Consider the following 12,326-nt stretch of genomic DNA (forward strand, 5'->3'; position numbering starts at 1 on the left):
GACAATTAAATTTCACCGCAAACTTTTTCTACAATATCTTGTGTGAACTGCATTTTTTGCATCAGCTGTTCAATCATCTGACGTTTACGGTCGGTATTTGTATTGGTGATCACCCAAAAAGGCGTTTCAGGAATGGCTTTCGGTTTAGTCGTCTTGCCGCTGTTCAACAGTTTTTCTTCACTGTCAGCGAAATAAATGCGGGTTCGACCTTTAATCGCCGTCGCATCGGTGAAAGCCTGAGGATCGATACGATAGAGCGTAGACAGCACCAGCATAAAACGGCCAATGGCCCTTTCCTGACCAGCAAACTCATCAGAAATCAGCAGCGAGCGCATGGCTTTGACCCTGTCTTCCGACTGTGGCAAGTTGCCTGCATCTTTGCTAACCACAATGCCTTGCGCAGCTTTAGGGCGTGCTGGCATGACAGGTTGACTATTGGAGTCCTCCAGCAATAAACGACGCAGAATATCTGACGCGCTTTCACCAATGTGCCGGGTCTGGCTGGCAATATAACGATATAGCTCTTCGTCTACCTCAATAGTTTTCATCGTAGTGTTCATTATCGTTCCGTTAAAAAATCACCGTGAGATTATAACGTGAAGCGAAGGTATACTCTACGGCAAAGCGTTAACAACAAGAGAAATAGTCTGTGAATCTTCATTATCAAATACAGGGTCAAGGCCAGACGGTCGTTCTTATTCATGGCTTATTTGGCAGTGCGGACAACCTCGGCCTGCTCGCCAGAGTGCTCAAAGAACAGTATCAAGTCATTAGTCTTGATCTGCGCAACCATGGCCGTTCTCCGCATAGTGAGCACTTCACTTATTCAGAAATGGCACAAGATGTGGTTGATGTGATCAATCAACTCGAGATCCAAGATTTCAGTGTGATTGGTCATTCCATGGGCGGCAAAGTGGCAATGGCAATGACCGAACTGGCTGGAGAGCGGATCGAAAATCTGATTGTGCTCGACATGGCACCAGTGGCTTATCAGGTCCACCGCCACCAAAATGTGTTCGCCGGTCTTAAAGCTGTCAACCAACAAACAGTCACCAGCCGGAAAGAGGCTGAGCAGCTTTTATCGCAGCATGTTATGGAGCCCGGTGTACGCCAGTTCCTGCTCAAGTCTCTGTATAAAGAGCAAGAATCTTTTCATTGGCGGTTCAATGTCAATGCTCTCATCAATAACTACAGCACCATCATGGGCTGGTCAGCTGTATCGCCCTTCTCTGGCCGAACATTATTCATTAAAGGTCAGGATTCAGAATACATTCTGGCAGAGCACCGCGAACACATTGCCAGCCAGTTCCCGCACGCCAAGGCCCATATGGTAGCGAATACCGGCCACTGGCTTCATGCCGAGAAACCTGACACGGTAAACCGTATCATTCTCAGTTTTTTAGAGAAGGATACACAGCCTAACAATTAACACGCACTGCTCACTGTGCTATAGTGCGCGCCGGATGCAAGTCTGCTCTTGCGAAGGAGAAACAGATGTTATACGAGCACATGGACCTGCTGGAGTCAGTCGGACTTGATTTATTGTTCGCGGCCATCTTCTTTTTCATTGGTATGGCGATCAAAGATGTCCTCAAGCAAGGCAATGTGCCTCCATTTGGTCGAAAAATCGTCTGGCTGGTCTTGTTTTTAGGGTGCTTTGGATTCATATCGAAAGGTGTGATTCAGATGACAATGGAAGGCGTAGGGATAGGATAATATCCGCTAACGCCTGCTAGCTGGCTCAGAAAGCGTAATGAGAAGACTAATTATAAAGGTTTTTCTCCCTTAACTGACGCCAGAGTCATCGACAAATGTTATTATCAGGCATTCAGTCAGCGCTAGAATTAACTGGCAGCCTGTTCAATTTATGTAAATCGCCAGCCTGTCTGTTGGCGGTCAACAACTAAAACACGGGTAATCTCTACTATGGCGAGTGTAGGACTCTTCTTTGGTAGCGACACTGGTAACACAGAAGCCGTCGCTAAAATGATCCAAAAGCAACTGGGTAAAAATCTGGTTGAAGTCAAAGACATTGCTAAAAGCAGCAAAGAAGACATTGAAAATTTCGACCTGTTACTACTGGGTATCCCGACCTGGTATTACGGCGAAGCACAGTGCGATTGGGACGATTTCTTCCCTGAACTGGAAGGCATTGATTTCGAAAACAAGCTGGTCGCTATTTTTGGCTGTGGTGATCAGGAAGATTACGCTGAGTATTTCTGCGACGCCATGGGCACAGTGCGTGACATCGTTGAAGGCCGCGGCGCCATCATCGTCGGCCACTTTCCAACAGAAAGCTATGAGTTTGAAGCATCAAAAGCATTGGTAGACGACGGACATTTTGTTGGGCTGTGTATCGATGAAGACCGTCAGCCTGAGCTGACTGACGAGCGCGTCGAGAAATGGGTTAAGCAAATTTACGAAGAAATGTGTCTGGCCGAGCTGGCTGACTGATCTTACCGCTAGGTTGTTAAAAACGCGCCGAGGCGCGTTTTTTATTGCTCACTGACACACTCACTCGAACAGTTTTCACCTTCTTCAAGCTCTGCATTCCGGTACTGTGGTTTCTTACGTACATAAAGCACGCGCTTCACTTGGGCAACTACCTCACCTTTGCTATCAGCAACATTGACGACAAATTCAGGAAAATATTTATCTCCGCCGGCAGTGGATCGCTTTATATCCTCAATACACTGATCTGAGATAGTGAACACCGCTTTCAAATCTGTCTGGCCAGGCTTAAGAAAGTTCACTTCGGCCTGTTTATCCCAGACAAAATACTCTTTCCCGAGGATACCCATCAGCATCAAGGCATAAACAGGGTCGGTCAGTGAAAAAATACTGCCACCATACTGGGTCCTGTTGGCATTCTTATTCCACCATCTCAACTTCAGGCAAATTTCCACATGCCGGAAATCTTCACTGATGTGCAGGATTCGAATGCCAGCCCCCCAGAAAGGTGGCCAGATATTGAGCGCAAATTTTACGATACCGGGCTTATAGAACTTATTCACACCAACGCGTCCTTATGATCTGGTACGATGAGTATAGTATGCCTTTTTAACATTTATATCAGGCGAATAAAAGTCACAACTTTCCTAGACCCATTAAGCATTAAGGTTTATTGTTGTGCTGTCGTCACTTATAATGAACAGATATGAGAAAGACTACCGTAACCTTCCATTTTCCTGTTACGGCTAGCCAAAGGAAACTCGAATGTCAGATAACAACCAAGCACTTAAACAAGCAGGATTAAAAGTCACACTTCCGCGTCTGAAAATTTTGGAAGTACTTCAGAATCCTGAGTGCCAACATATCAGTGCCGAAGATTTATACAAAAAGTTGATCGATATTGGTGAAGAGATTGGCCTGGCCACTGTTTACCGAGTGCTGAACCAATTTGATGATGCAGGAATTGTCACCCGTCACCATTTTGAAGGTGGCAAGTCGGTATTCGAACTGTCTACCCAGCACCACCACGATCATCTGGTTTGCCTGGACTGTGGTAAAGTCATTGAATTCTCTGACGATATCATTGAAGATCGTCAGAAGCAGGTCGCCGAACGCTATAACATACGTCTGACCAACCACAGCCTTTATCTGTATGGTCACTGCACTGCCGGTGATTGTAATAAAGATGAAAGCCTGCACAACGAAAATAAATAATCACGCTTACATCGATAAAAAAACCAGCCATATGGCTGGTTTTTTTAGATCAGGCAACAATCAAATCACAATCTGAGTCCATCAGTCTGCAATTTTTGCCCATGAATCACGCAGACCCACAGTTCGGTTGAACACTAAGTGCTCAGCCGATGAATCTTTGTTATCCGCACAGAAATAGCCCATACGTTCAAACTGGAATGCATGCTCAGGCGCAGCTGCTGCCAGGCTCGGCTCGACAAAACCATTCATCACGATCAGTGAATCCGGGTTAATCGTCGAAGCAAAGTCCTCTGCTGCACCCGGGTTAGGTACAGTGAACAAACGATCATACAGGCGAATTTCAGCAGGCAGTGCCTTTTCTGCTGACACCCAGTGAATCACGCCTTTCACTTTGCGGCCATCTTCAGGATTTTTACCCAGCGTATCAACATCATAGGTACAGAAAATAGTGGTAATCTTACCGTCGGCATCTTTCTCAACCCGCTCAGCTTTAATGACATACGCACCACGTAAGCGTACTTCTTTACCCAAGACTAAACGCTTGTACTTCTTATTGCCTTCTTCACGGAAATCTTCACGTTCAATGTACAGATCACGGCTGAATGGCACTTCACGCTCACCCATTTCGGGTTTATTAGGATGATTACCCACGGTGAGAATTTCTGTATCACCAAAGTTTTCGATCACTAACTTCACCGGATCCAACACGGCCATGGCCCGAGGTGCGTTCTCGTTCAAATCGTCACGGATACACGATTCAAGAGAGCTCATCTCAATGGTATTGTCCTGCTTGGTGACACCAATACGCTGACAAAACTCACGAATAGAAGCAGCCGTAAAGCCACGTCGACGTAAGCCCGAAATTGTCGGCATGCGAGGATCATCCCAGCCTGAAACCAGCTGTTCAGTCACCAGCTGGTTCAGCTTGCGCTTGGACATGACTGTATATTCCAGGTTCAGGCGGCTGAATTCATACTGACGAGGTTGAGACTCAATAGTAATGTTATCCAGCACCCAATCGTACAGACGACGGTTGTCCTGGAATTCCAGGGTACACAGCGAGTGCGTAATACCTTCCAGCGCATCAGAGATACAGTGGGTGAAATCGTACATCGGATAGATGCACCACTTATCACCTGTCTGATGGTGAGTTGCGAAGCGTACGCGGTACAGCACAGGATCACGCATAACCATAAACGGCGATGCCATATCAATCTTGGCCCGAAGCGACATTTTGCCTTCTTCGACTTCGCCATTTTTCATTTTCTCGAACTGCGCCAGATTCTCGGCCACAGGACGGTCACGATAGGGGCTTGGTTTACCCGGCTCAGTCAGCGTGCCGCGATACTCACGCATTTCTTCTGGTGTGAGTTCATCAACATACGCCAGGCCTTTGCTGATCAGTTCCAAAGCGTAGCCATACAGCTGATCGAAGTAGTTAGATGAGTAGCAAATCTCACCGCTCCACTCAAAGCCCAGCCAGTTTACGTCTTTCTTAATCGACTCTACGTATTCGATGTCTTCTTTTTCTGGGTTTGTGTCATCAAAACGCAGATTACATTGTCCCTGGTAATCCTGAGCAATACCAAAGTTCAGGCAGATAGACTTCGCATGGCCGATATGCAGGTAACCATTCGGCTCAGGCGGAAAACGTGTGTGGACGCTGGTGTGCTTACCACTGGCTAAATCCGCATCAATAATCTGGCGGATAAAATTGCTTGGACGAGCTTCAGATTCACTCATCAATTACACCTCGTGCGCTAAAAGGATCTTCGAACCTGTTATGATCCACAAATACAGGTCATGACTCAACAATTAGTGTGCATTGAATCATGATTAGGGCAAAAAAAAGCCGACCCTGACGGGCCGGCCTCACTTTCAGTTATCTTTCGCTATCAGATTAACTGTCTATTATGGCAGTTTGACTGCAGACAGGTCTTCTGACGCCGGGATTTTCTTCATCTCACCGGCAACGATCTCAGCCAGTGGGCCAAGAATAACTTGCAGGTTATTTGAACCTAATTTCACAACACCCATAGCACCCAGTGCTTTCAGTGTTTTCTCGTCAGCCAGACTGCTGTCTTTCAGTGTCAGGCGCAGACGAGTGATACAGGCATCAATATTTTCCAGGTTGCCGTGACCACCCAGGGCTTTCAGATATTGTTTTGCCAGCTCACCAGTTTCCTGAGAACCAGAAGCCAGCACTTCATCTGAATCAGTATCTTCACGACCCGGTGTTTTAAGATTGAACTTCACGATAGCGAAACGGAAGATCGCATAGTAAATCGCAAAGAATACCAGGCCCTGAACAATCAGCATGTACCATTGAGTTGCCAGCGGGTTTTTCGATTGCAGTACCATATCAACCATACCGGCAGAGAAACCGAAGCCGGAAATCCACTGCATGCTGGCTGCGATATATACAGAGATACCGGTCAGAACGGCGTGAACCACATACAGTGCTGGCGCCAGGAACATGAAGGCAAATTCCAGAGGCTCAGTAACACCTGTGAAGAATGAAGCGAAGGCAGCGGCAATCATGATAGACGCGACTTTCTCTTTGTTCTCAGGTTTAGCTGTGTGATACATAGCCAGTGCCGCACCAGGCAGACCGAACATCATAATAGGGAAGAAGCCACCCATGTAGATACCTGTCTGACCAGGTACAGCTACACCGTCAGCAATAGACTTAGCGCCACCAAGGAAGTTCGGCAAGTCATTAATACCCGCAACATCGAACCAGAATACTGAGTTCAGTGCATGGTGCAGACCAACAGGGATCAGCAGGCGGTTGAAGAAGGCGTACAGACCCGCACCTACATCACCCAGGCCCTGGATACCTTCACCGAAGTGAACCAGACCGCCGTAGACGTGAGGCCATACGTACATCAGGACAAAGGCCAGGAAGATACCGGCAATGGATGTCAGGATAGGCACCAGACGTTTGCCACTGAAGAAAGCCAGTGCCTTGTGCAGTTCAACCGTTGAGTAACGGTTATACAGCTCAGCCGAGACGATACCTACCAGAATACCGACGAACTGGTTTTCAATTTTACCGAATGCCGCAGGAACAGCACTTGGGTCGATACCCTGAATTTGAGCAACGGCCGCTGGAGAACAAAGAGTGGTGACAACAAGATAGCCAACGAAACCGGAAAGTGCTGCTGCACCATCTTTATCTTTTGACATACCGTATGCGACACCGACAGCAAACAGTACAGACATGTTGTCGATAATCGCGCCACCGGCTTTGATCAGGAAAGCTGCCAGTGCACTGTTGGCACCCCAGCCGTTCGGATCAATCCAGTAACCTATACCCATGAGTATTGCGGCGGCAGGCAACGTGGCGACCGGCACCATCAAAGCCTTACCTACTTTCTGAAAATATCCAAGAATATTCACCCTTAGTTCCCCCTATGGTTTTCTTAGATGCGGTTGAGATAACTTATTTTAGCTACCCGATTAAGTAAGTTGCAGTGTATGCCTTTAATTTCGCCCCGCAAATTAAAACCTTATCATTTGTGATCCTAATCACCAGCATTTGGCGGGTTTGAGCGATTTTGCTAGCCCGGTCATAAAACTTATTTTATTATTCGAAAGAAAGGCGATATACCGCTAAAATTCTCAAGTATTCTTTTCTAGCAACGAGGTGTTACCGTGAGACTTATCCCACTGAACAACGCGAACGAAGTTGGTTTGTGGTCAGCACGCTATATTGTTGATCGTATTAACAAATTTAAACCAACCGCAGACCGTCCATTCGTACTAGGTCTGCCCACAGGCGGTACTCCTCTGACCACCTACAAACGTCTGATTGAGCTTTATAATGCAGGCGAAGTAAGTTTCAGACATGTGGTGACATTCAACATGGATGAGTACGTTGGCCTATCCTCAGACCATCCGGAGTCCTACCGCAGCTTCATGTTTAACCACTTCTTTAACCACATTGATATTCAGGAAGAAAATATCAATCTGCTGAACGGTAACACGGACGATCACCAGGCAGAATGTAAGCGTTATGAAGATAAGATTAAATCATTCGGCAAGATCCATCTATTCATGGGTGGTGTTGGCAACGACGGGCACATTGCGTTTAATGAGCCGGCTTCTTCACTGGCCTCCCGTACACGTATCAAAACCCTGACCGAAGATACCCGCATCGCCAATTCCCGATTCTTTGATGGTGATATCACACAAGTGCCTAAATACGCACTGACTATCGGGGTTGGCACACTGCTGGACGCGGAAGAAGTGATGATACTGGTGACAGGCCATAACAAAGCCCAGGCACTTGAAGCTGCTGTAGAGGGTTGTGTGAACCATTTGTGGACTGTCTCTGCGCTGCAATTGCATCCGAAATCACTGATTGTGTGCGATGCCCCTGCCACACAGGAACTGAAAGTGAAAACCGTTCGCTATTTCCAGGAACTGGAAGCAGAAAACATCAAACACCTTTAACTGATAGGAAGTGTTCATGTACGCGCTGACCAACTGCCGCATTTTTACAGGTAGCGATGTGCTGGATAACCACGCTGTTATTATTGACGGAGTGAACATTCACGCTGTATGTCCTGAGGCAGAGCTACCTGCCGATATGCCCACTCAGGATCTTGACGGAGCAAACCTGTCTCCAGGCTTCATCGACCTTCAGCTTAATGGCTGTGGTGGAGTGATGTTTAATGACGAAATCACTGCAGACACCATACAGACCATGCATCTGGCAAACCTGAAATCAGGTTGTACGAGTTTTTTGCCCACGCTCATCACCTCTTCTGATGAGGATATGAAAGCTGCGATCGCTGCAGCGCGTGATTACGAAAAGCACTACCAACACCAGTCTCTGGGTTTGCATCTGGAAGGCCCCTATCTCAATGTCATGAAGAAAGGCATCCACAGTGTCGAGCATATCCGGCGCTCAGATGAGGCCATGATCGCTACACTTTGCGAGAACGCTGACATCATCACCAAGGTGACACTGGCACCGGAGCAAACCCCGGCAGAGCACATTGAGCGACTCGCAGAGGCTGGCATTGTCGTGTCCGCAGGACACACCAATGCGACCTATGCAGAGGCACGAAAAGGGTTTGCCGCCGGCGTTACTTTTGCCACCCATCTGTTCAATGCCATGACACCCATTGCTGGCCGCGAGCCTGGTATGGTGGGTGCCATCTATGATACGCCTGAGGTATACACAGGTATCATCGCCGATGGCTTTCATGTCGACTACGCCAATATTCGCATAGCCCACAGAATTAAAAAGGAAAAATTAATTCTGGTTACAGATGCAACAGCACCGGCAGGAGCAGACATAGATCACTTTATTTTTGTCGGTAAGAAAGTATATTACCGCGATGGCAAGTGTGTTGATGAAAATGGCACACTCGGCGGTTCAGCCCTGACAATGATTGAAGCTGTTCAAAACAGTGTTGAACATGTAGGTATTGCCCTGGACGAAGCGATTCGCATGGCCACCCTTTACCCTGCCCGTGCCATAGGTATGGATAAGACACTGGGGGCTATCAAAAAAGGCATGGTGGCTAACCTGGCAGTTTTTGATCGTGATTTCCGTGTCCGGGCGACAGTGGTTAACGGAAAATACGAGCAAACATAACTATGAATGGCGGACAAATCGGTAATGTCGACCTGGTAAAACAGCTGAATAGTGCAGCGGTTTACCGACTCATTGACTTGCAAGGCCCAATTTCTCGCATACAAGTGGCAGACGTAAGTCAATTAGCCCCGGCCAGCGTGACCAAAATAACCCGCCAATTGCTGGAACGCGGCCTCATTAAAGAGGTCGCACAGCAGGCTTCAACCGGTGGCCGACGAGCCATCTCGCTGACAACAGAAGCAGCTCCCTTTCACTCTGTCGCTGTCCGTCTGGGCCGCGATTATATCGAACTGACCCTGTACGATTTAGGTGGTAAGAGTCTGGCTGGCACAGCTCATCACTTTCCCTACTCAAATCAACAAGAACTGGTTGATGGCTTACTTGAGCATATCAGGCAGTTTATCGGTGCCAATCAGACCATTCTGAGAGAGCTGATTGCTTTTGGCATTACCCTTCCAGGCCTGATTGACCCGGAAAAAGGCATTGTCGAGTACATGCCCAACATCTCGGTCGACTCTCTGGCTCTTGCAGATATCATTACTGATAAATATGGCGTTTCCTGCTTTGTCGGTAACGATATCCGCGGGCTGGCATTAGCTGAGCATTATTTTGGCGCCAGCCAGGACTGCCGCGACTCCATTCTGGTCAGTGTCCACCGTGGGACAGGAGCAGGCATTATCGTCAATGGCCAGGTATTTCTTGGTTATAACCGCAACGTCGGTGAAATCGGCCATATTCAGATTGACCCACTCGGTGATAAATGCCAGTGCGGTAACTTTGGCTGTCTGGAAACTGTTGCCGCCGATCCGGCGATTATTCGCCATGTTAAAGCGCTCCTGGCACAAGGTTACCCAAGCAGCCTGCAAAAACTCGAAGATGTCACTATGCCTGCTATCTGCGAGGCAGCCAATCAGGGTGATGAGCTGGCAACCCAGGCCTTAGTCAAAGTGGGCTACCAGCTAGGTAAAGCCCTGGCGATGACAATTAACCTGTTCAACCCACAGAAAATCGTTGTGGCAGGGAATATCACCTTAGCCAAGGACATTATCTTTCCCGCAATCCGCCGATGTGTTGAAACCCAATCACTGTCAACCTTCCACCAGTCGTTACCTATCGTTGAGTCTCAACTCTATACGCAGCCGACTATTGGTGCATTTTCCATGATCAAACGTGCCATGCTAAATGGCGTTCTGCTGCAGCGCCTGCTGGAAGATTAATTCTACGCCGGGAACCCCTTCCCGGCTGACCTCTCAAAAACCCTGTTTTTTGTAGGGCATGTATCGCCACAGACATGCCCTGTGCTATATTCCCCCATCAATGCAACTAATTGAAATACCAACGCTTATCAATAGTCTGGAAATCACATTTCATGATGGATCTGATTTACATTATCGCCGCGTTTCTCGCCGGCTATCTGGCACTGCGTGCCAAGCTCCCGCCACTAGTTGGATTTTTATTGGCAGGATTTACTTTAAATTCATTCGGTTACGCCTCCACACCTGTTATTGATACACTTGCTGATCTGGGCGTAACCCTTCTGCTTTTTTGCATCGGGCTAAAGCTTGATGTCAGAACCCTGCTACAAAAAGAGGTGTGGGCCGGCGCCACAATACATAACCTGCTCACTACCCTTATCTTTACGCTGGCACTGTTCGGTTTAAAGCAGCTCGGTTTAGGTATCTTTAGCGAGCTAGAGCTAACACAGCTCGCTTTGCTGGGCTTTGCCCTCTCTTTTTCCAGCACAGTATTTGCCATCAAGGCGCTGCAGGAAAAAGGGGAGCTGAACGCAACCTACGGCACTATCGCCATAGGTATTCTCGTCATGCAGGATATTTTCGCGGTTATATTTCTTACGGCATCAACCGGAAAGCTACCAGAGATCACCGCACTGGCCTTATTCGCATTGCCCCTGCTGCGTCCCTCATTGTTTAAGATTATGGATAAAGCCGGTCATGGTGAAATGCTGGTACTGTACGGCATTTTCCTGGCGCTTGTCGCCGGTGCCGGTTTGTTCACTTTTGTTGGCATGAAAGCCGATCTCGGCGCACTGATAATGGGAATGATGCTGGCGGCCCATCCTAAATCCTCTGAGCTGTCCAAATCACTGTTTAACCTCAAAGAGCTTCTGCTGGTTTTCTTCTTCCTCAACATTGGCCTGGCCGAGCCTGCAACGTGGACAGGCTTCTGGCTCGCGATATTGCTGCTGGCCTTATTGCCGTTAAAAGGTTTACTTTACTACCTGGTTTTCCATTGCTTCCATTTTCGGGTACGTACTTCGCTTCTCGGCACTTTAACACTCTTTAACTACAGCGAATTTGGACTGATTGTCGCAGGGCTCGCCTACAGCCTGGGCTGGTTACCGGGAGATTTTCTTGTCGCTATCGCTATCGCCGTGTCGCTCTCTTTCCTGTTATCAGCGCCGCTGAACAGTTTCAGCCATCGTATCTATATGGAAAGTACCCGCTGGCTTAAAGAATTTGAGCCGGACAAGCTCAACAGCAATGACAGGCTGATTGACTTAGGCAATAAACAGATCCTTATTCTGGGCATGGGTCGAATTGGTACCGGAGCTTATGAAGAAATGATCCGCCGCTTTGGTCCGCAAGTCGTCGGTATTGAAAACCGGGAAGAATCTGTGGAAGAACATGCCAAAGAAGGCCGCCACGTCATTCTCGGTGATGCGACCGACCCAGACTTCTGGGCCCGGGTGGTCTCTCGCCATCAGACGCGGTTAATACTACTGGCCATGCCGCACAGCCAGGCAAATGCGTTCGCTCTCGAGCAAATCAGGCAACTTGGCTATAAAGGAAAGATTGCCGCTATCGCCCGCTACGAAGATGAAGAAGCGACCTTAAGAGAGCTGGGCGTCGATGCCGCTTTTAATATCTATCGTGAAGCTGGCAACGGTTTTGCTCGCCATGTCTGCGAGTCGGTGACTACCGACATCAAATCCTTTTAATTGACCCCAAGATTACTGCACGGCAGCGAAAGTTGCCGTTCAGTATTTGGTCCAAAAACCTCCTGATTTAAGATTTCATTCGGTTAAACT

At 48.0% G+C, this 12,326-nt stretch carries 12 protein-coding genes; 8 read left to right on the forward strand and 4 right to left on the reverse strand.

Annotated features, from left to right (window positions below):
* Positions 1-5: 5 nt before the first annotated feature.
* Positions 6-548 carry a replication initiation negative regulator SeqA gene (gene seqA / locus L6J37_RS04765; RefSeq protein ID WP_192014841.1) on the reverse strand — a complete coding sequence of 181 codons (543 nt, stop codon included), beginning with the start codon at positions 546-548 and terminating at the stop codon, positions 6-8.
* A gap of 101 nt (positions 549-649) precedes the next feature.
* Between seqA and L6J37_RS04770 the strand changes: the two genes are divergently transcribed.
* From L6J37_RS04770 to fldA, 3 genes are all read left to right on the forward strand, one after another.
* On the forward strand, positions 650-1,429 hold the full coding sequence (locus L6J37_RS04770) for an alpha/beta fold hydrolase (protein ID WP_237794332.1): 780 nt from the start codon (positions 650-652) through the stop codon (positions 1,427-1,429).
* Positions 1,430-1,494: 65 nt separating this feature from the next.
* Complete coding sequence (locus L6J37_RS04775; RefSeq protein WP_027252641.1) at positions 1,495-1,716, forward strand: DUF2788 domain-containing protein; 222 nt, start codon at positions 1,495-1,497, stop codon at positions 1,714-1,716.
* Between the two features lie 210 nt (positions 1,717-1,926).
* Positions 1,927-2,454 carry a flavodoxin FldA gene (gene fldA, locus L6J37_RS04780; protein WP_192014839.1) on the forward strand — a complete coding sequence of 176 codons (528 nt, stop codon included), beginning with the start codon at positions 1,927-1,929 and terminating at the stop codon, positions 2,452-2,454.
* Between the two features lie 41 nt (positions 2,455-2,495).
* Here fldA and L6J37_RS04785 read toward each other — a convergent pair whose 3' ends face one another.
* Complete coding sequence (locus L6J37_RS04785; protein ID WP_237794333.1) at positions 2,496-3,014, reverse strand: DUF4442 domain-containing protein; 519 nt, start codon at positions 3,012-3,014, stop codon at positions 2,496-2,498.
* A 202-nt stretch (positions 3,015-3,216) separates the two neighbouring features.
* Here L6J37_RS04785 and fur point away from each other — a divergent pair, with 202 nt between their 5' ends.
* Entirely contained in the window at positions 3,217-3,666 is a 450-nt protein-coding gene (gene fur, locus L6J37_RS04790) for a ferric iron uptake transcriptional regulator (protein WP_192014837.1), read from the forward strand.
* 81 nt (positions 3,667-3,747) lie between these two features.
* Here fur and glnS read toward each other — a convergent pair whose 3' ends face one another.
* Positions 3,748-5,409 (reverse strand): glutamine--tRNA ligase, encoded by a 1,662-nt coding sequence (gene glnS / locus L6J37_RS04795; RefSeq protein ID WP_237794334.1) that lies wholly within the window; start codon positions 5,407-5,409, stop codon positions 3,748-3,750.
* Between the two features lie 168 nt (positions 5,410-5,577).
* Positions 5,578-7,068: an N-acetylglucosamine-specific PTS transporter subunit IIBC gene (nagE, locus tag L6J37_RS04800; RefSeq protein ID WP_218384125.1), complete on the reverse strand. Its 1,491-nt coding sequence runs from the start codon at positions 7,066-7,068 to the stop codon at positions 5,578-5,580.
* Positions 7,069-7,323: 255 nt separating this feature from the next.
* Here nagE and nagB point away from each other — a divergent pair, with 255 nt between their 5' ends.
* The 4 genes from nagB (at position 7,324) to L6J37_RS04820 (ending at position 12,236) form a co-directional block, all read left to right on the forward strand.
* Positions 7,324-8,124 (forward strand): glucosamine-6-phosphate deaminase, encoded by an 801-nt coding sequence (gene nagB, locus L6J37_RS04805; protein WP_237794336.1) that lies wholly within the window; start codon positions 7,324-7,326, stop codon positions 8,122-8,124.
* A gap of 16 nt (positions 8,125-8,140) precedes the next feature.
* Positions 8,141-9,277 carry an N-acetylglucosamine-6-phosphate deacetylase gene (gene nagA / locus L6J37_RS04810; RefSeq protein ID WP_218384126.1) on the forward strand — a complete coding sequence of 379 codons (1,137 nt, stop codon included), beginning with the start codon at positions 8,141-8,143 and terminating at the stop codon, positions 9,275-9,277.
* A 2-nt stretch (positions 9,278-9,279) separates the two neighbouring features.
* The gene (nagC, locus tag L6J37_RS04815; protein WP_218384128.1) at positions 9,280-10,494 is read left to right on the forward strand and encodes a DNA-binding transcriptional regulator NagC; all 1,215 of its coding nucleotides are present in this window, start codon (positions 9,280-9,282) and stop codon (positions 10,492-10,494) included.
* Positions 10,495-10,649: 155 nt separating this feature from the next.
* Positions 10,650-12,236, forward strand: coding sequence for a cation:proton antiporter family protein (locus tag L6J37_RS04820; protein ID WP_192015054.1), 1,587 nt, complete (start codon positions 10,650-10,652; stop codon positions 12,234-12,236).
* The last annotated feature ends 90 nt before the right edge of the window (positions 12,237-12,326 follow it).

The organism is Photobacterium sp. WH77, assembly GCF_022014395.1.
GTDB lineage: Bacteria > Pseudomonadota > Gammaproteobacteria > Enterobacterales > Vibrionaceae > Photobacterium > Photobacterium arenosum.

Excerpts from the sequence above, each read along its gene's own strand:
- L6J37_RS04820 (WP_192015054.1), top strand. The coding sequence starts at position 10,650 with ATGGATCTGATTTACATTATCGCCGCGTTTCTCGCCGGCTATCTGGCA.
- L6J37_RS04775 (WP_027252641.1), top strand. The coding sequence starts at position 1,495 with ATGTTATACGAGCACATGGACCTGCTGGAGTCAGTCGGACTTGATTTA.
- fur (WP_192014837.1), top strand. The coding sequence starts at position 3,217 with ATGTCAGATAACAACCAAGCACTTAAACAAGCAGGATTAAAAGTCACA.
- fldA (WP_192014839.1), top strand. The coding sequence starts at position 1,927 with ATGGCGAGTGTAGGACTCTTCTTTGGTAGCGACACTGGTAACACAGAA.
- nagA (WP_218384126.1), top strand. The coding sequence starts at position 8,141 with ATGTACGCGCTGACCAACTGCCGCATTTTTACAGGTAGCGATGTGCTG.
- nagC (WP_218384128.1), top strand. The coding sequence starts at position 9,280 with ATGAATGGCGGACAAATCGGTAATGTCGACCTGGTAAAACAGCTGAAT.
- glnS (WP_237794334.1), bottom strand. The coding sequence starts at position 5,409 with ATGAGTGAATCTGAAGCTCGTCCAAGCAATTTTATCCGCCAGATTATT.
- seqA (WP_192014841.1), bottom strand. The coding sequence starts at position 548 with ATGAAAACTATTGAGGTAGACGAAGAGCTATATCGTTATATTGCCAGC.